This is a genomic window from Sinomicrobium endophyticum (assembly GCF_052983315.1).
In genome coordinates, this window is record NZ_JBRKIS010000041.1 from 1 (window position 1) to 18972 (window position 18972).

Sequence of the window (18972 nt, forward strand, 5' to 3'; positions counted from 1 at the left end):
CCTAAAATCCGCATGTCTATAGTAAATCATTACCCCCCGTTTTGATTTTGGTGCTTTAAGGATTAAACGTTGCTTTTTTTGTAGGTTTCCGATATCTTTTTAAATGTTGGGGCATACTTCCCCTGTTAAAGTTTTTATACTTTCTCTGTGGAGGTCATTATTTTACGGAGCGTTTTTGTTTTTGCCAGCTAAGTTTTTAAGGGCATATTTCCATAAACCCTGAGGGATACTTGTCTGGAACGTTTTATCCATTTTGATGGCAGGAGGATAAACCTAAAAAGGAATTTTTTAACACGATAGCAAGGCTTTAGTGTTTTGTATTTGGAGGAAAAGCATTCCATGATATGATGGTAAAGGTTGCGGCAGATTGCTGTTAAATATAAAAAAACGGTATTCTTGCCCAAGGCGGAGAAAGGCATCCCGTCCCACCCGAAATCGTTCTTGAGGATATCAAACTGACGCTCCATGTTCCCCCTGTGATTGTAGAGCCGAACCAGTTCGGTGATATGGAGTTCAAGGTTATTGGTGAGTATGGCGCGGTATTGATAAGCATCCCCGGTAAAAGCATCGGTTTGTTTTGTAGGTTTGAACGACCGCTTGACCACCAGTCTGTATTGGACAGGTTTTTCCCCGGCCTTTTTGGCCTGTTGTTCGAATGGGGTCACTAAAACCTGTCCAATTTCCATAACGTTATTATTGGCATCCGATATGGTGTCCCAACTTTCTACTTTTTTGAAATATTTTTCCACATAACTGTTTTTACAGCCAATGTAAAAGTACCTTACCTTTTGTTGCACTAATTTCACAACATCATATTGATAGGAAGCAGCATCGGCCCTGAAGTGGTCAATTTTACGGTCTATATTAGCTTCCAACAAATGGAACAGGCGAGATAATGTATCCCACTGAAAGGACTTTGCGTCACTGTTCCCGTTCCTGTTTTCTATGTAAAGGACCTGGTTCTCATTAATGGTGCAGACCCCGGGTTGATACCCCGGGGCACGCTTATAGGTCATTTTACTATCCTTTTTTTTATTGAAAATGATGGTATTGTCATAATCCACCAGGAGTTCCTTTTGTTTAAAAACACCCAAATGTTTCAATACCTCCATGTTCAATTGCCCCAAGACCGAGTGGGTGCTGTATGTGTGAAGTACAGAACCTCTTTTGGTCTTACATTGGGCAGTGGGTTCGGATAAATTACCTATACGCCGTAGCATCGTGTCGGAACTAGGCATATTCAGGTAAGGATTGCCTTTGAAATGATGTTTAAGATGGGTTTGAAGATCCTCGATACAGTCGCCACCACATAAGTAAATGCTTAGCAATGAATACAAGACATCGCTCCAGGAATATTTGGATTGGGGCGCAAGCTCTGGCAGGTTATTATCCAATAATTTACCTATACCGGATGCCGAGAGATACTCTAAAACAAAATTTAATCCGCCAAAAGCAGAAATAGGTTTACTTTTTTGTATTTTCATCGTGGTATTTTTCTAGCAACACCAATTTAGGTGAAAATACCGAAAACCGCAAACACTTTGCTTATAAAGGTTTGCGGTTGGTTTTATAAAGTATCTTACGGATGTTAGGATTTATCGGGACTCCCAAACTTAGCACCCAATAGCTTCTATCTTTATCAGGTTCCTGAGCGCAGCCGAAGGGCAATCTTCATCAATAACAACCAATCACTATAAATCACCAACACCCCTCGTCTCCTCATCTCCTTGTCACTTTGTCTCCCCGTCTTTCATCCCCCTCATCTGTCTTCCCTTATAGGATGCGTTTGCCCTGCCTTTAGTCCTGCCCTTCTGTTGTTTTGGCGGTTATTTCCTTATCGGCTTCCGTATCTATCGCCTTCTCTTTTTTATACACATACACATAGAGCCAGGTAAGCGTAAAGGTAGGCACGACATCCAGTCCGGGGGAAAGTTCTTCTATCAGCGATATAATAGCCGCCACCTTACCTGTCTGCCCTTTGTACATTCTGGATATAAGCCATGCAGAAGCCGGTGCCCACAGTACATCCGTAAACTCCCCGAAACCGGGAATCATATATGATAAATACCCTACAGCATCGAAAACAAGGCCCAGGATAAGTTTCTTATATTTTCCATGATTGCTTTTAACCATATACATCACATGTTTAATTTTAGTTTTCGGGAATATCTGTTCCCGTTTTCCATCTGTATATTCTTATCCTTCATCAGGACAGGTCACTTCCTATAAGCCGGAGAAATTCCGTCCGGGTCTCTGCGGTCTCGAAAATTCCACGGAATCCGGAAGTAATGGTTACGGAATTTTGTTTTTGAATGCCCCGCATCATCATACACATATGTGAAGCTTCTATGACCACCGCCACTCCCTGGGGTTTCAGGGTATTGTTAATACATTCCAGTATATCATGGGTAAGCCTTTCCTGTACCTGCAGCCGTCGTGCAAAAACGTCTACCACACGCGGAATTTTGCTCAATCCCACGATATGCCCATCCGGTATATAAGCCACATGAGCTTTCCCGAAAAAGGGCAGCATATGGTGTTCACACAGCGAATACAGCTCAATGTCTTTTACGACTACCATATCGTTATACCCCTCTTTAAACATGGCGCTCTTTAATATTTTAGCTGCATTCTGATGATATCCCTGGGTGAGGAACTGCATTGCTTTCGCAGCTCTTTCCGGAGTCTTCTGAAGGCCTTCCCTGCCCGAATCTTCTCCCAGTTCAGCTATAATCGTATTATAACTGTTCTTTATCCCATCGGTTACTTTCAGGTTGTATTCTTCAAATCTCTTATAGCCCATTTTCGGTTGTTTTATGTTTTTTATTTGCTTTCAATATTTTCCTGCCATAATCCAGTAATGCCCGGTAGGGGTCTCCTGTCATTTCCAGGAGGATCCCGAAAGCCGGTTCTGTCTTAATCCCTTCACTTTTCAGTCTCCTGATATGCTCACGGAATTCTTCACCTTTCTCCCGGAGCAAAGCATCCTCTGCAATCATATGTATGTAAGCCTCTTGTTTTGTTACAGGAGTATTCTGTCCGAAGATCTCCACCGGAAAACCATCTGCCGTAAAATTGGCGATCACCGTATCTTTACCTGCCTTGATGGTATTCCGGACCCGGAATTCCGGATACCTGCCAAACTGCTTTTCCAGACAATCGGTAAAGGCTTTCCTGTCTTCCCAGAAACACAATATATCCAGATCACTTTGTTCCACTGCTATATCTATAGGCATAGTTCCTGCCAGCAATGGCGTATAATGTTCCAGTAATTCCGGTATTTTGTGTGCGGTAAGTATTTTATATGCCCTTTTCTGTGCTTCACTACCTCTCTCCAGATAGGTAATATCGGTAAAGTCCGTCATTCCCGCTTATTCCGTTTCCAGTTTATCCTGATAAAGATGTTTTAATTTTCGCAGTTTCGGGGTGATCATGACCTGGCAATAAGGTTTGGAACTATTACGGTCGTAATAATCCTGGTGGTCCGCTTCTGCCAGGTAAAAAGGTCCGGCTTCCGTAACTTCGGTTACTACAGGGCTATCGTAAACCCCTTCTTTTTCCAGTAACTTTATATACTCTTCGGCCTCTTCTCTTTGTTTTTCATCCTTATAAAAAACCGCCGAACGATACTGTGTCCCCACATCATTACCCTGACGATTCCATGTTGTGGGGTCGTGTGTGGCAAAAAACACTTCTAAAAGTTCGTTATAGCCTATGGTATTCGCATCATAAGTGATCCGTACCCCTTCCGCATGTCCCGTTCTGCCGATACATACTTCCTTGTATGTGGGGTTCTTTATATCTCCTCCGGTATAGCCGGATTCCACATTTTCCACACCTTTCAGGCGCTTAAACACAGCTTCCGTACACCAGAAACAACCTCCGGCAAATATTGCTTCTGACAATTTTTTGTTTTCCATATCCGTTATCCACTTAATAAAACTAAAGGTAAGAATAAAAATTCATTTGCAAATTTCCTTACAACTCCCATATAAAAGTTATTTTTGGACTTTGCAGAAACCACATGTCTGTTATAAAACGGCATATTACGGAAAAATACCATTTATGATCAAAGCGGAAAATATCCATAAAAACTTCGGAGACCTGGAAGTTCTGAAAGGAGTGAACCTTCACATAAACAAGGGAGAAGTGGTTTCTATTGTCGGGGCTTCCGGTGCGGGAAAAACCACCCTGTTGCAAATACTGGGCACCCTGGAGCGAATGACTAAAAACGGTAACAGCCGCCTGTTGATCAACGATGTGAACGTGGAACAGCTGAACGCGCGAAAACTGGCACGTTTCCGGAATAAGCACATCGGTTTTATTTTCCAGTTCCACCAGTTACTCCCTGAGTTTACCGCGGTGGAAAACGTCTGTATTCCCGCCTATATAGCCGGAAGGCAAAAAAAAGAATCCGAAGAGCGTGCCAGGGAATTACTGGACTTCCTTAATTTATCGCACCGTTACGACCACAAACCGAAAGAACTATCCGGTGGTGAACAACAACGTGTGGCCGTGGCCCGGGCCCTGATCAACAACCCGGATATCATCTTTGCCGATGAACCCAGCGGAAACCTCGACTCCGAATCCGCAGAAAACCTGCACCGCCTCTTTTTTCAACTTCGGGACGAATTTCAGCAAACTTTTGTTATTGTTACCCATAACGAAGAACTGGCTGATATGGCAGACCGTAAACTGGTTATGGTAGACGGTAGTATCGTTTAATATATTCCCGTAAAATCCGGACTGGGCTCTCCCCGCTTTTCTGCACGGAAAAACAATAAAACACAACAGACTTAGTGCCAGTTTTTCAGATTAAAAAATTCCTTCTTTTTTTCTCAGGACCATCTTTGGCACGCTCATTGATACTCTCTTCATAAAGCCGACCTAAATTGTGTAACATTAAAAATCGGATATTATGAAAAGGTTCTTGATACTATTTACGGCAACATTGTTCAGTCTCACTACGGGTATGGCCGCTACGGCAGCTACCGGGACATTGAGCAGTTCCCAATATAACGATTCTTTCATCTTTGTAGAGGACGGGATTACTTTTTCCGTTTTCCCGAACGGTGAATTTGACTTTTATATGGATAATAATCCTCAGGTCAGTGCCAACGTTAACGTAGGTAATGTAAATATCAGTTTTAACTCCGGTTATAACTACGATGCTTATGTGCAGTACGACGATTACGGAGCTGTTATCCAGGTAATGAACACTCCTATTTTTTATGATTATTACGGCAGGGTTTCCAGGATAGGTTCTATAAACGTCTACTATAATGCCAACAGGGTAACCCGGGTCGGCGGACTTCACGTGTACTACGATAATTACGGAGCATTCAATAACTTCACAGGGTACATTAATGTATATAACCGCGGTTATGTTTACAGACCGTATCACCGTTATTTTGCCAGGCCTTTACCCCGTTATTGCGTAGTATACAACAGGCCTTACCGAAGATATTATCACCCGATGCGATACAGCTATTACAGACCTTACAGGAACAATCACCGAAGGGCGTATGCTACCGTAGGGAAGACATATCATTATAAGGATAACAACAGAAGGCGATCTGTATACGCCAACGACCGAAGGGTAAAACGCAACGATTATTCTTCGTACCGAAGAGAAATAGCCCAGAGGGACAACAACGGTAACAATACACGAAGATCGTCTTATAACCGAAAGGACAGTCCCGCAAGGGCCTCTATGTCCGGCAGAAACACGACAAGGAATTCGGACGCAGTAAAAAATTCGGATTATCGTCGTAACAAAACTGTTAAACCGCGGACCAATACCGGTAGAAAGCAAAATGAAGCCGTCAGAAACAGGAATTCCTCTGCAACACAGAGAAACTCTTACAGCCGAAACTCCGTACAGAACAAGGCCAAGGTACAAAACAGGCCCGATGTCAGGAGAAATGCACCTCAAAGGGTTAATAACAATTCGCGGAATGTACAAAGGAAACAGAGTACCGCACCCAGAGTACAAACGCGAAATACCCGACAGGTTAGAAAAGCTACCCCGCAAAGACAAGTGAGATCTTCGTCTGTTAAGCAGGTAAGAAGTAAAGGAAATACTACCAGGCGTGCTTCTTCCGGAAGAAGCCGGGGATAAAAATAAAGTTTAGTTAGTTTTTAGGTTTAAAGATCGGGCCCGCAGGCTAGTTACCTGCGGGCTTTTTTATTTAAGATATCTTTGATCACCTTCACTATATCTTCGGATAATTCCAGTTTATATACAAGAAAAAGGTACACTGCTCCGATCAGAATAGATTTTAACCCGATATTGATCAGCGGATAAAAACCGAAATCCCAAAAACCGAATACCAGTATCAGAAGAAGAATAACCAGGGTAGTCTTTAAGGTCTTTGCAGAAAAAGGATGCAATCTCATTTTCGCATACACAAACCCTATTTTTGTACCGTTATATACCATCACCGCCAGAAGCGTGGCAAAAGCCGCTCCGTTAATTCCCCACAGCGGAATAAAGATCATGTTCAGCAGAACGGTAAGAACCGCCAGAAATACGCCGAAAAAGAGTATGATCCTGTAGTAATCCGAATTGAACAGAATAGAATTGTTGTTTCCCATCAGGTTTTCGGAAAGCTTGGCCAGTGCAATAAAAAACACCACGATGATCCCTTCGCTGTAATTTCCCGGGATAATCCTGTACAGCTCGTTTATATTTAATGTTATCCACAAAAACAACAATCCCCCCACCACATAAAGGCTCAGGGAACTCCTTTGATACAGGTTCTGCAATTCTTCCCGGCGATGTTCGTTCATCAGTTTTGCGGTAATGGGATAGGTTATCTGGTGCATGGCCCTTGACGGAACCACGATGACCATCGCAATAAAAACCGCTACATTGTAAAAAGCCACATTGTTTATAAGCTTATACTGCCCTATCATAAAGGTATCTATATCCAGCAGAACAACGGCAATAGACCCTGCCACCACGATCAGCCCGGAGTATTTCCATACCGAAGCGGCATTGACGGGAAGAGCAAAGGAAAAACGGGGCGGGTTCACTTTCCAGGTATGTACCACCATCACTATGGTACGCAGGAAGTACATTCCGGTGAGCCAGAAAACAAAGTCCTCGACCTCAATCCGGCCCGAATAGACCATACAAAGCAATATCATAACCACGGCACGGGGAAAGACCTCTTTCATAAAATTGCCGAAGGTAGAGCGCATATGCACCTTGCCCCAGGCAAAGAACACTTCAAAATAGGCCATGGCAAAAGCCACGCCGTAAATGGCCCAGGTATAGTCTTCCACAACCGGGTTTTTCTGCGAAAGGAATGCGGCAATATGGCGGTAGCCCAACACCCCCAGTAATCCTGCCGGTATAATAACGGAAAGCGGAAGAATAAACATCATAAAAACAAACTTCCGTCTCTCTTCTTCCTCTTTATAGGATGAAAAAAACTTTACCAGTGTGTTGTGAACGCCAAAAGCAAAAAGCGGCATCAGTATATTGGCTGTAGATAGCAGGTACCCGACCAGGCCGTAGTATTCTTCGGTAAGGAAATTAGTGTACAGGAACAGTGTGTTTACTGCCCCCAAGCCAAACCCGAGGTATGTATTGACCGTATTTTTAAACGTCTGCCGGAATACTATTCCCATAAACAACTGGCTGTGAATGCTTTTATTGGCTTCATGGTTCCAATCCGGCATTTCCGGACTCCAAGGCCACCGAAATTTAAGCAAAGTTCCGCAAAAGTCAGGAATTTACGGTCTCCCCTTCTTCATTTTCTTCTTGAATGTCGTTTTCCAGGATAAGGTTAGCCAGTTTATTCGCCAGGGCTTTTCTGCTGTATTTCTGCACTCCGGAAGGCGAAACCTTCAGCTTGTTCCACAAAAACCTTTCGTAACTTTGGAAAAGTTTCTCTTTTACCGCTTCCTTTTCCGTATACGCAAAGGTGGTTCCTGCCCCGGTTTCCGTTATGATCCGCGCTACGTCCCAACCTTCCGGCCCTATGGCTACTATAGGTCTTTTAGCTATTATATACTCAAAGAGTTTCCCGGGAATAATACCCCTGGTTTCTTCTTTATCCATCTCTATAAGCAGTAGTACCCGCGCAGACCTTTGTAATCTTAATGCTTCTTCATGGGATACATATCCCGGGAGGATAAGATATTTGGTTAATCCGTGTTCCTCCAGGGCGCTTAATACCTCATTGCTGACAGTCCCTGCAAACTTAAGTACCAGGTTATCCGCAAAATCCTTGTGTTCTGCCGCGAGTTCTGCCAGGGCTTCCCATAATATCAGCGGATTTCTTTCCGTAAGCAGGGAACCTATATGAGCTATGGTAAATGTTTTGTCCGGTTCCACCTTTTCCGTAAACGTAAGGTCATAGCCATTGGTTATTACCTCTATCGGGGTTTTGGTTTTTTCCTTAAATTCATCCGCAGTCGTAAAGCTGGTAACCAGCAGGTGATCTGCCTTATTCAATACTTGTCGCTCCAGTCTCTCGTGCTTTCGCCGGGAAGATTCGGACAGCTTCAGTTTTTCGTGATAGCTGATACTGGTCCACGGATCGCGAAAATCCGCTATCCATCTCGCTCCCGTTTTCTTTTTCAGTCCCATACCTATAAGGTGTACGCTATGGGGCGGACCGGTGGTTATTACGGTGTCTATATTTTCCCGCTTTATATATACGGAAAGGTAACGAACGGATGGTTTCACCCAGTATTTACGCGCATCGGGGATAAAGAGATTGCCCCTCACCCACAAAAGTATTTTTTCTACCGGCGACTGCTTTTTTTCCGTAATAAGTCCCGAACTTATATCCTTTGTCTTTTTCCCGGAAAATACCGAAGCCATCGCGTACGGTTCGAATATCGGGCGTTTAAGAACGGTGATATTCCCCGGCACTTCTTTTTCAAAGCTTTTGTCCACTATGGGATAGTGTGGATTTTCGGGAACATAGACCACGGGGTCCACATCAAACTCTCCCAGGTACTTGACAAACTTAAGCCACCGCTGCACCCCCGGACCTCCCGCGGGAGGCCAGTAATACGTTATGATAAGTACTTTCTTCTTCAGGGTCCTTTATGTTTAGAGTTTAGATTTCAGATGTGAGAGCTAAGAGTTGAGAAATGAGATAAACCTATGCTATAACGGGGTTGTCGGTAAAATGATAAAGCGTCTTTTTTATATCCGCTGTCCATTACCCGTATTTTCATCACTCTTCTCCTTCTTCTTTACGCCATAAAATATACCTCCCAGCAGCAGCAATCCGAGGAGAATATTTCCGGCCAGGGCTATAGCGCTTCCTTTTTTCACAACATCAGGCTCAAAACGGAATTCTATAGTGTGTTTTCCGGCAGGTACTTTCATGGCACGAAGCGCATAATCGGCACAGAAAAAAGGAGCCTCTTTACCATCTATGGTGGCTTTCCACCCGTGCGGATAATACATTTCGGAGAAAACAGCAAGTCCGTCGTTCGGATTATCCGATGCGTATTTGAGATAATTAGGCCGGTATTCCGTTAATTGCACCGATGCTGACGGACTCACTTCAAAAGAGCTTTCCTCTCCGGAAATCACATCTCCGAAAGCAGTCCGGTTAAAAACAGCTTCTTCCCCGATGCGGAGACTGTCCAGGGCGTTCATTTCTTCATCTGCATTGCTTACCGGGATCAGTCTTTTTACAAACCAGGCATTTCCTGCCGCTCCGGGGTTCCGTGCCGGGTACAGTTTTCCTTCCTCGTTTTGCTGTATAACGTACTTCACATTGAGCATATTCAGTACGGCCATATTATTTTTGGCTACCTGGTATTGAAACAATTCCATCAGCCTTCCCGGTTTGGCTGCATGATATCCGCCTACGGAATGGTGAAAGTATGAAGTCCTCGCCCCATTCAGGCCTACCGAGGGTTCATAAACCCGGTACAAGGAAGTATCTTTAAGTATTTCCAGGTCTACAGGAGTCGCCTGGAACGGAATATCCATTACTTTGGCCTGTACGAAATCGTCTTTATCCACATATCGTCTGGCAATACCACTCAGGTCAAAGAGGACCAATGCCGTAAAACCACCGACAACGTACATATAATTAAATTTCCCTTTCAGGTAAAACCATAAAACTCCGGCGGAAAGCGCTACAAAAATGAGCGTCCGCAACAGGTCGGACGTATACATGCCCTTTCGGTCTGCCTTTATTTTATCTACTATTTCACTGCCATAATACTGGCGTAATGTAGCATCGCCGGCCCCGTTGAAATCGAAAAACCCACGGCCTAAGAACAGCAGGGCTACCAGGCCAAAGGTTATTATAGCCGTCCACTTCAGGGCACGTATCTTTTCTTCCGCAGGCCGTGAACTATCCAGAAAACGGGCAAGGCCGAGAATGGCGAGGATGGGCACACATAGCTCCAGTATTACCTGTATGGAAGACACTGCGCGGAACTTGTTGTACATCGGGAAATAATCGATCATCAGGTTGGTCAGCACGCTGAAATTTTTTCCCCAGGAAAGCAGAAGCGATATCAATATACCTGCCAGGAGCCACCTCCTGGTCTTTCCCTTAACCAGGAACAATGCCAGAACAAAAAGAAACAGGATTACCGCCCCTACATATGCCGGACCGGCAACCCCCGGTTGCTTTCCCCAGTACGTAGGGAGGTTTTCCGCAAAGTCCAGGGCCTGTACCCTGAGCACCCCTTGTTGCAGTAAAAAATTATAGGTTTCGGAATCTTCTCCCAGTTTCTCCTGGTTAGACCCTCCGAAAAGCCTGGGCACAAAAAGGTCTAACGTTTCCGTAATGCCATAGCTGTACTGTGTAATATACTCTTTGTCCAGTCCGCCGCTATTCTTTTTCGGTGACCCGTCCGGATTTACCGTCAGTTCGCTTTTACCCCTGGTGCTCCATTGCGCGTATTCCTGTGTAGCCAGCAAATTTGTGGCATTGGTCAGCACCCCCAGAAATACGGCCGCTGCAAGGATTCCACAAGTCTTTAGAAATTGCGGTATTTCCTTTTTCTTAACGGCTTCCACAGCATATACCACACCCAGTGCCAGGACCAGCAGCATGAGGTAATAGGTCATCTGAATATGATTGGCGCTTATTTCCAGTGCCATTCCAAAAGCGGTCAGCAGGAACCCGGCAATATATTTCTGCCGGAACGCCAGCAATATTCCTGCGAGCACCACGGGGAAATAGCCTATGGCATGCGCTTTCGCATTATGCCCCACGCCGATAATAATGATAAGATACGTAGATAAACCGAAAGCCAGCGCTCCCAGAAAAGCCAGTTTATAATCGACCTTCATTACCAGCAGCAGGATATAAAATCCTATGAAATACAGGAAAAGGTAATCTGCAGGTCTCGGCAGAAAGCGAATGACCCGGTCTAATTTTTTGATGTAATCATGCGGATAATTAGCTCCCAGCTGATAGGTAGGCATTCCTCCGAAAGCACTGTTTGTCCAGTAAGGTTCTTCTCCTGTTTTTTGTATAAAGTCCCGTTGTTCTTTAGCCATACCGTTAAATTGTACGATATCGCTCTGAAATATCTTTTTCCCCTGTAGTGCGGGTAAAAAATATCCTATAGAAATTGCAATAAATACCAGGACAATGATAAAATGAGGCAAGATTTTTTTTATCTGCATGAAAGACGGTTTGGTTTCAGTTAGTCAATTTCCTCAAAATCGATATACTCTCCTACTTTTTTACCGGATTTTGAAGTTCTTTGTTTTCTGATACTTTCCGGTGTGTCTTCTATTACCACCTCTCCTTCCTTCGGCATTTCCCTCTTCCCTGCGCCATGTGAGCGGTTCTGGTGGTGCTGTCCCTGGTATTTTTCCTGTGCTTTTTTAGAAGCGTAACGGAATAACATAGGACCGAACATCCTCGCCAGGAACCGGAAGAGATAATAAAAAACTATAATAAATGCTATGGTTCTAAGTAACTGCATTCAAAAACAATATTTATTCTAACGTCAAAAATACGATTCTCTTATTTTAAAACAGGTCGCAATTTCATAAAAAAATAATAAAATCTATATATTTGAGCAAATATCGGGACAGGTCATCCGTTATAATTTTTGAGTTCCGGTATGCGGATACAGTTTTTTTCCGAAACCCGGTCTCCTGTTCTGCAGAAAATTATTTTTTATCCCGGAACCGGGACATATCCGATCATAAACAACTGTATTTCAACTATGAAAAACCTATATCTTAAACTATTTATTCTGGTATTGGCTACAGGAAATCCGTTGTATGCCCAGTACACGGACATTATCAACTCCAACCGCCCGGGAAGGTCCGTCAGCGCCTATGCCCCCGGTACAAATGTCTACCAGGGAGAAATGGGCTTTTTTTACGAAAGACGAAAACACGACGGCCTTCGCACGGAAAACGAACAATACGGAACGGATTTTGCCCTGAGGGTCGGCGTGCTCGAAGAAAGACTGGAAATAACCTGGCAGGGAATTTATATGTGGGACAATATTACCTACAACACATCCGCCACCCCGTATACCACAAGACAAAGCAACTTTTACCAGAATACCATCGGTGCCAAATACCTGATATTTGAGCCCAAATTAAGAGAGCCCAACCTCTACAGCTGGCGGGATGACCACACGGCATTTCACTTGTCGGACCTCATTCCGGCTGTTTCTGCCTACATAGGCACCAACCTGCTTTTTGGCGACAATCCGTTTTACCCGGGCGAATCGTCCCTGACCATGAAAGCCATGCTCATTACCCAAAGCCACTTTGCCGGAAGCTGGGTATTCACCACCAACTTCATATTTGACCGCCTCGGAGGAGACGATACCATGTTTAGTTACATCTTAACCTTAACACACTCCCTTCCCGATCCGCGGTATTCCGTTTTCGTGGAACACCAGGGCTACAAAAGCGACACCTATGGAGACGGCGTTTTCCGCTTCGGGGCCGCAAGACTCTTAAACAGCCACTTACAGGTAGATGCTTCGGCAGGGATAAACATCAAGAACACCCCTTCCCGATTGTTTGCGGGCCTGGGAGTTTCGTATCGTCTGGACTATCATAAGGACGAATATGTTCCTGTACCCCTGGAAGAAGAAGACAATGACAATGATGAAGAAAACCCGGAGCTTCTGGACCACAAAGCCGGAAAGAAAATAAAATACGAAAAGATAAAAAAGCAGAAACGAAAAAGTAAAAAGAAAAAAGGTAAGAAGAAAGAAAATCCTTTTGATATAGACTAGACTTATGATTAATGTAAAAGAAGTAAAACAACCCGGAGAACTGAAGGCCTTTGTAAAATTTCCCTTTAAACTTTACAAGGACTCTCCCTATTGGGTCCCCCCTATTATTAAAGAGGAAATAGCAACTTTTGACAAAAGTAAAAACCCGGCCCTGGAAAATGCCGATGTGTGGTTGTTCCTGGCATACAAAGACGGGAAAATAGCGGGACGTATTGCAGCGATCATCAACCATATAGAAGTAGACGAACAGCAAAAGAAAAAGATCCGTTTCGGATGGTTTGATGTTGTAGATGACCTGGAAGTCACCAGGGCGTTACTCGATAAAGTAGCGGAAAAAGGCAGGGAAAAAGGACTGGAATACCTGGAAGGACCTATGGGTTTTTCGCATATGGATAAAGCAGGGATGCTGGTAAAAGGTTTTCACAAGCTCAGCAATATGTCTACCATATATAACTATACCTACTACCCGGAACACTTCAAGGAACTGGGATTCGACGAAGGTGCGGCATGGGTGGAATATCTCATCGGAATACCGGATATAGTACCGGAAAAAATAGGTAAATTTTCGGATATTATTCTCAAGAGATATAACCTCCGGTTACTGCAGTTCAAATCTTCTTCGGAACTGGTAGAATATGCAGATGATATGTTTGACCTTATGAACCGTTCTTTCAAAGACCTGCAATCGTTTATTCCCATACAAAAACCCCAGATAGAACAGTACAAACAGAAATACCTGAAATTCATACATCCCGATTTTGTCAAATTTATTGTGGATGAAAACAATAAGATGGTAGCTTTTTCCATTACCATGCCTTCTTTTTCCAGGGCTTTACAAAAGGCAAAAGGCAAACTGTTCCCCTTTGGTTTTCTTCACATCCTGCGGGCGCAAAAAAAGAGCGATTCGGCTACACTATATCTCATTGGTGTGGACCCGAAATATCAGAATAAGGGGGTTACAGCCATTATTTTCAATGAAACGAATAAAATATTCCGCAAACGAGGTCTGCGATTCGTTGAATCGAACCCGGAACTGGAAGAAAACATTGCTGTGCAACTACTGTGGAAACACTACGAATACCACGAAAAACACAAACGCCGGGTTACATGGGTTAAACAACTTGATGCGATGTAGATTTTTTTAGATGTGAGAGGTTTAGATTTTAGAGTTCAGATATAAGAAGATCTGGGGCCGGTTTATCCATATCTTTACATGAATAATGACCCGTCTAAAATCTAACGTCTGCTATCTGAAATCTATAACAAATACTGCTATTTCCCGGTTTTTCCCGTGGTTGTCGAAGATATTTTTTCCAGGGATTCGATGGCTCCGTTTACCGGTTCTTTTTTGTTCCCATCCATTTGTTCTTCCAGTTTTTCCTGTTTTTCTTTGGCATAAACAAGTCCCTGGTCCCACCAGGAAGCCATGAGTTTTTTGTTGAATACCAAAGAATTTTCGGTCAGCCTGGTCGGGGTGTAGTAGAGATTCAGTTTTACGTTTTTGTTGATGGCTGATAGTTTTCCTTCCACAATATCGTGAAACTCTACCTGGTCCAGCAGAAAACCGAAGAGGTTTACCATAAGTGAAAACGGATTTTTCCCCAGCACTTTGTTGTACTCCATATTCTCCGCTTCCAGGATAATGGCATCTACTTCTGTAGCCCCTCTCTTTATCGCTTCCCTGATGGGAACAACGCATCCCAGTCCGCCGTCGGCATATTCAAAACCGTCTTTTTTGGCCAGAGACATAAAAGGTACATAATTACAGGATATCCATATCCAGTCACAAAAGTCGGCATAATTAAAATCGTGGATCGACTTGTATTCTACCCTGTTTTTAGAAAGATTAGACACGGTTACAATAACTTCTTTTCCCCGTTCCTTTACTCTGTGAAATTCCTCTTCGGTAAAATCCTTTTTAATATTACGTCTCAGATTTTTACTTTCTCCGAAGGTTCGTTTCCCCTTTATAAGCTGCCACATTACGTTAAAGTAATTGATGGACACATACTCACGGTCCCCTTTTTTACGTACAACAAAGGGATTGTTACTGAATATCTTCCGCTGGTTGACGGAAGTGTAAATATCGTATATCTTGGGAATGTTGTTATCGGCAAGATGGGGAATCAACAAACTTCCGGTAGAAGTTCCCACAAATATATCATATTGCTTTTTCCGGTGCTCCATAAGGTATTGGGCTACACCTCCGGCAAAAGCCCCCTTGCTTCCACCTCCGGATATTACCAAAGCTTTCATACTCTTTTTACTGTTTTTTGTTCGATATTTTTACCCGACATCACAAGTGATTTTATAATAAGGGCACCTTTAATTAACGTAAAACATTCCGGTTTATGTTTCTTTACCATCTCTTTCCCGGATCAGATCTCCGAAGTTTCCCGGTTTTTCATCCTGGCATAGTCATAACCGTTTTGCCACCATTTTGTCATTTTCTCTTTGTTAAAGATAAGAGAATTTGTCGTTAAAACGGTTGGGGTGTAATAAAAGTTAATTATCGCTCCCTGGTGCGAAGCTACAAATTTTCCTATTCTGATATTCTGGTGCTCTATCCTGTCCAGCATAAAACTGAACATAGTGGTCAGCAGATCAAAAGCATTGCGTGAGGGCATCCGGTTTATATAAGTGACTTCGGTATGCAGGATAATGGCATCTATTTCTTTGGCTCCCCTCCTGATTGCTTCTTCAATAGGTACCATTGTTGCCAGTCCTCCATCGGCATATTCACACCCGTTTTTCCGTATCAGGCTCATAAAGGGGGTATAATTGCACGATATCCAGATCCATTCGCAAAATTCATCGTAGTCCGCATCGTTAATCGATTTGTACTCTACCTGGTTAAGGGAAAGATTAGAGACGGTAACCACGATGTCCCTTCGTTGTTCCCGCAATTTATCAAACTCTTCGCGGGTAAGGGTCTCCCTTATAAGGTCCCGTAGGTTATAACTTTCCCCGAAAGTTTTACTCCCTCTCATAAAATTGCGAAGTACGCGAAAGTGATTTATGGCTATCTGCTGCGTCCCGTATTTTTCTTTGACAGTAAAAGGACAGTTACTGAAGATCTTATCCTGGTTTACCGAGGTATATACCTCCTTTATTTTTTCTACTTCCCGAAGGGCCAGGTGCGACACCAAAAGACTTCCCGTTGAAGTCCCGAGATATAACTGGTAATCTTTCTGCAGGCCTTCGATAAGAAACTGCGCCACGCCTCCTGCAAAAGCGCCTTTACTTCCCCCGCCGGATATGACTAATGCTCTCATGGGACCGGGGTTGTCGTTTTGATTTTAAACATGAACTGGTTGTTACAAGCGGATCTGCATCCTGGGGTTATTATGTATAATTATTGGTTTAGTACATGACAAAAATTGAATTTCGGTAATTCCTCTCCCGAAAGTCCCGATAATTATCGGGAGGGGGTAAACTGATTTTCCGGGAAACCTGGTAAAAACATTTTTTGTCATATACTCTAAAAACTATTGGTTATCGATTCGTTAAAAACTTCTTTTTTCAAACATCATTGTTCCGGCATCATTCCTTCCAGAAACTTCTTTTCTTTCCCTCCCAATTTAGGAATTAATTTCCGGACCTCCTGTACATAAATTTCATTTTCCATAAGGCCCTTCAGTAACTCTCTTGCACTTTGAGCGAAACTCCAGGTACGGTGTACGCAGGCTTTTACCAGGTTTTCCAACACTTCTTCTTCCCCCAGCAGCCCTAACTGGCGCAGGATAGCAAAGGCATTTTGCCTTGTTTCATAAGAATAGCGGGGCGAGGTATACCCGGCTAACTCCGCTTTCCACGCCATTTTCTGACGAATGACATCTGTTTCGGTTCCGGCGGGATAGGAAGGAAGAGATAAAGCAAGCGCCAGCCATAAAATACGGATGTTCTTCCCCGAAAAACCTTCCGTATTAGCTGTTTTATCCAGGTAAACGGAGGCATCTTCATGAAAATTCATCCACAATTTTACCAGGGCGTTTTCTACCGTAACGTAACTCGGGTCCGACAAAAGAGATTCGTATTCCGTTTTCAGCGATACCGGAATGGAGTCCAGGCTCAGCGCCAGGGCCTGCCGTACATGCAGATCTCCCGTGCGGAATAACTCTCTGTTCCGGTCCACCTCTACCGAATCCCGGTTCCTTTGAAAAATAATCTCTTCTTTTACGGGATAATAGATATCGGAAGCCAGCAACTCTTCCTGTTTTTCCCTATCGACTTTTCCGTCTTTCAGGTCGATGTACGTCCGGATAAAAGCGTTTTTCAGCAACGAGGTCATGGCTTCTTCCCCGGGGAATACGCTATCCCGGAGCCACCGGTCTATATAAGCAGAAAGGTCTTTTCCGGATATTTCCTCTACTTCGTCCATAAAGTCAGAAGTAACGACGTTGCCATATTTATGCTTTTCCAGGTATTGCCGTACTCCCCGGCGAAATGCCCCGTCTCCAACTGTTTCCCGCAATCGATGCAACACAAAAGCTCCTTTTTCGTAAAAAGTAAGACTGCTTGCCCCGGCATTGAGTACAGCTTCCCCTTTCCCGTTTTCCGATTGTTCCGCAAGGGTTTCGGCCGATTTGTACAGTTTCCAATAGTAATAATCTTCCCCGAAAACCTCCCGTTCCGCCAGTAGAGCGTAGTAAGTAGCAAAACCTTCCTGTAGCCAGTGGTGCTCATTGCTCCGGGCCGTCACCATATCCCCGAACCATTGGTGAGCCAGTTCGTGGGCATTCACATTGAGATAATTCCGGTCGTTATACGCAATGGAATCTACGACAAACGTATCGGCAAACAGCGTGAGCGTGGTGTTCTCCATACCGGCATGCAAAAAATCACGTACGGGTACCTGTTTATAAGTTTGCCACGGATAGGCCACGCCTATTTCCTCTTCCAGAAAGTCAAATATTTTTTTGGTATCCCGGTAGGTAGGCTCCGCCTTATTTTTATCTTCCGGGTAATAATACATTTCCATGGGTACACCGCCCCGGGAAACATCCCGTATCATATCATACTTTCCTATGGCCACCGCCAGTAAATAACTGCTCATCGGGTGCTGCATATCGTATTTCCAGGTTATTAAACTATCTGTTTCTTTAAAACTATTCAACATACCGTTAATCAATACTTTATACTCCTTATCGAATGTAACGAACAAATCAAATTCCACTTTTTCATTGACATCGTCAAACGACGGGAACCAGTTGCTTGTATATCTCCCCTGGCCTTGTGTCCATACCTGCTTTATGGTCCCTTCGGTATCCCACCCGGTAAAATACATGGCCTTTTCCGGAACAGCCTTGTAGGAGAAACTCAATCGGTTCTGCCGTGAGGTATCCTGTACGGAAAGTATCCACAACCTGGAATCATCGTTGTGAAACTTCACTTCTTTTCCATTGAGTTTTACCTTGTCGAACGTCATTTTCCGGGCGTCGATGTAGAAAGAATCCACCGGGTGCAATACATTGAAAAAATAGGTGACCTCCCCCGTAACTTCTTCCTTGTACGGATCTATAATAATATCCCCCTCAGCACGGATAAAATCGATGTTTTCGATCTGCTGTGCGGGAATGCACAAACTATTGAGGAACAATATGAGACACAACAGTAATTTCTTCATATGCGGAATTTCATAAGCGGTGCCCTAAATTACATATTCGGCGTCAATCGGAAAATATTTCAGGAGGAAATTGCAGGTTACAGGTTACAAGTTCCAAGTTTTGTTGAGCACAAAGCGAGGTGGCTGAGTAT

Annotated in this window: 16 protein-coding genes; 4 read left to right on the forward strand and 12 right to left on the reverse strand. The window is 43.8% G+C overall.

Annotation, left to right across the window (positions count from 1 at the left end; genetic code table 11):
- Positions 1 to 188 precede the first annotated feature (188 nt).
- The 5 genes from ACVBDU_RS15305 to msrA all read right to left on the reverse strand — a co-directional run bounded on the left by ACVBDU_RS15305 (position 189) and on the right by msrA (position 3920).
- On the reverse strand, positions 189 to 1484 hold the full coding sequence (locus ACVBDU_RS15305; RefSeq protein ID WP_447180304.1) for an IS1380 family transposase: 1296 nt from the start codon (positions 1482 to 1484) through the stop codon (positions 189 to 191).
- A gap of 313 nt (positions 1485 to 1797) precedes the next feature.
- Positions 1798 to 2133: a hypothetical protein gene (locus tag ACVBDU_RS15310; protein ID WP_447180606.1), complete on the reverse strand. Its 336-nt coding sequence runs from the start codon at positions 2131 to 2133 to the stop codon at positions 1798 to 1800.
- Positions 2134 to 2206: 73 nt separating this feature from the next.
- Positions 2207 to 2803: a GTP cyclohydrolase I FolE gene (folE, locus tag ACVBDU_RS15315; RefSeq protein ID WP_447180607.1), complete on the reverse strand. Its 597-nt coding sequence runs from the start codon at positions 2801 to 2803 to the stop codon at positions 2207 to 2209.
- Positions 2793 to 3365 carry a DUF4269 domain-containing protein gene (locus tag ACVBDU_RS15320; RefSeq protein WP_447180608.1) on the reverse strand — a complete coding sequence of 191 codons (573 nt, stop codon included), beginning with the start codon at positions 3363 to 3365 and terminating at the stop codon, positions 2793 to 2795. Before ACVBDU_RS15320 ends, folE begins: the two co-directional genes overlap by 11 nt.
- Before the next feature lie 6 nt (positions 3366 to 3371).
- Positions 3372 to 3920 (reverse strand): peptide-methionine (S)-S-oxide reductase MsrA, encoded by a 549-nt coding sequence (gene msrA / locus ACVBDU_RS15325; protein WP_447180609.1) that lies wholly within the window; start codon positions 3918 to 3920, stop codon positions 3372 to 3374.
- 145 nt (positions 3921 to 4065) lie between these two features.
- Here msrA and ACVBDU_RS15330 point away from each other — a divergent pair, with 145 nt between their 5' ends.
- A complete protein-coding gene (locus ACVBDU_RS15330) occupies positions 4066 to 4725 on the forward strand; it encodes an ABC transporter ATP-binding protein (RefSeq protein WP_447180610.1) in 660 nt (219 codons plus the stop codon).
- Between the two features lie 193 nt (positions 4726 to 4918).
- A complete protein-coding gene (locus ACVBDU_RS15335) occupies positions 4919 to 6121 on the forward strand; it encodes a hypothetical protein (protein WP_447180611.1) in 1203 nt (400 codons plus the stop codon).
- A gap of 50 nt (positions 6122 to 6171) precedes the next feature.
- Here ACVBDU_RS15335 and ACVBDU_RS15340 read toward each other — a convergent pair whose 3' ends face one another.
- The 4 genes from ACVBDU_RS15340 to ACVBDU_RS15355 form a co-directional block, all read right to left on the reverse strand.
- The gene (locus ACVBDU_RS15340) at positions 6172 to 7722 is read right to left on the reverse strand and encodes an oligosaccharide flippase family protein (RefSeq protein WP_447180612.1); all 1551 of its coding nucleotides are present in this window, start codon (positions 7720 to 7722) and stop codon (positions 6172 to 6174) included.
- A gap of 13 nt (positions 7723 to 7735) precedes the next feature.
- Entirely contained in the window at positions 7736 to 9004 is a 1269-nt protein-coding gene (locus ACVBDU_RS15345) for a glycosyltransferase family 4 protein (RefSeq protein WP_447180613.1), read from the reverse strand.
- 165 nt (positions 9005 to 9169) lie between these two features.
- Complete coding sequence (locus ACVBDU_RS15350; RefSeq protein ID WP_447180806.1) at positions 9170 to 11623, reverse strand: YfhO family protein; 2454 nt, start codon at positions 11621 to 11623, stop codon at positions 9170 to 9172.
- Positions 11624 to 11649: 26 nt separating this feature from the next.
- Positions 11650 to 11934, reverse strand: a complete 285-nt coding sequence (locus ACVBDU_RS15355) for a DUF4834 family protein (protein WP_447180614.1) — start codon at positions 11932 to 11934, stop codon at positions 11650 to 11652.
- Between the two features lie 246 nt (positions 11935 to 12180).
- On the opposite strand from ACVBDU_RS15355, the gene ACVBDU_RS15360 reads away from it, so the two are divergent.
- On the forward strand, positions 12181 to 13215 hold the full coding sequence (locus tag ACVBDU_RS15360) for a transporter (RefSeq protein WP_447180615.1): 1035 nt from the start codon (positions 12181 to 12183) through the stop codon (positions 13213 to 13215).
- Positions 13216 to 13219: 4 nt separating this feature from the next.
- Positions 13220 to 14350 (forward strand): GNAT family N-acetyltransferase, encoded by a 1131-nt coding sequence (locus tag ACVBDU_RS15365; protein ID WP_447180616.1) that lies wholly within the window; start codon positions 13220 to 13222, stop codon positions 14348 to 14350.
- Between the two features lie 137 nt (positions 14351 to 14487).
- Here ACVBDU_RS15365 and ACVBDU_RS15370 read toward each other — a convergent pair whose 3' ends face one another.
- The 3 genes from ACVBDU_RS15370 to ACVBDU_RS15380 all read right to left on the reverse strand — a co-directional run bounded on the left by ACVBDU_RS15370 (position 14488) and on the right by ACVBDU_RS15380 (position 18841).
- Complete coding sequence (locus ACVBDU_RS15370) at positions 14488 to 15471, reverse strand: patatin-like phospholipase family protein (protein WP_447180617.1); 984 nt, start codon at positions 15469 to 15471, stop codon at positions 14488 to 14490.
- 122 nt (positions 15472 to 15593) lie between these two features.
- The gene (locus ACVBDU_RS15375; RefSeq protein WP_447180618.1) at positions 15594 to 16490 is read right to left on the reverse strand and encodes a patatin-like phospholipase family protein; all 897 of its coding nucleotides are present in this window, start codon (positions 16488 to 16490) and stop codon (positions 15594 to 15596) included.
- 254 nt (positions 16491 to 16744) lie between these two features.
- Positions 16745 to 18841 carry a M1 family metallopeptidase gene (locus tag ACVBDU_RS15380; RefSeq protein WP_447180619.1) on the reverse strand — a complete coding sequence of 699 codons (2097 nt, stop codon included), beginning with the start codon at positions 18839 to 18841 and terminating at the stop codon, positions 16745 to 16747.
- Between the last annotated feature and the right edge of the window lie 131 nt (positions 18842 to 18972).